The organism is Paraburkholderia sp. SIMBA_030 (assembly GCF_046535245.1).
GTDB lineage: Bacteria > Pseudomonadota > Gammaproteobacteria > Burkholderiales > Burkholderiaceae > Paraburkholderia.
Map to the genome: position 1 here is coordinate 1 of NZ_JAWRXB010000491.1, position 273 is coordinate 273.

At 63.4% G+C, this 273-nt stretch carries 1 pseudogene; it reads right to left on the reverse strand.

Annotated features, from left to right (window positions below):
• A pseudogene (locus tag SB772_RS40925) lies at window positions 1-135 on the reverse strand (aspartate aminotransferase family protein); the annotation flags it as partial.
• Window positions 136-273: the final 138 nt, after the last annotated feature.

Consider the following 273-nt stretch of genomic DNA (forward strand, 5'->3'; position numbering starts at 1 on the left):
GCCGCGTACGAAATGCAGGGGCCGCTCATAGAACAGCCGGTAGGCCGGTCCGAGTACGCGTTCGCGCCGCTTGATCATCGATTGCTCGGCAGCGCTCAGGCGCTCGAAATCGCCGGCTCCGAATGCGTTGGCCATGGTCATGCTGAGTCTCCGATAGTCTGCCGGAAGAAGGCGGCAAGCGCTTCGTCGCTATGATCCGCCAGGCGAATGAGCCCGGCAAGGGCTGCCGGGTGGTTGCGCAGGATGTAGTCGCGGTTTTCAGGGTAGAGGCTG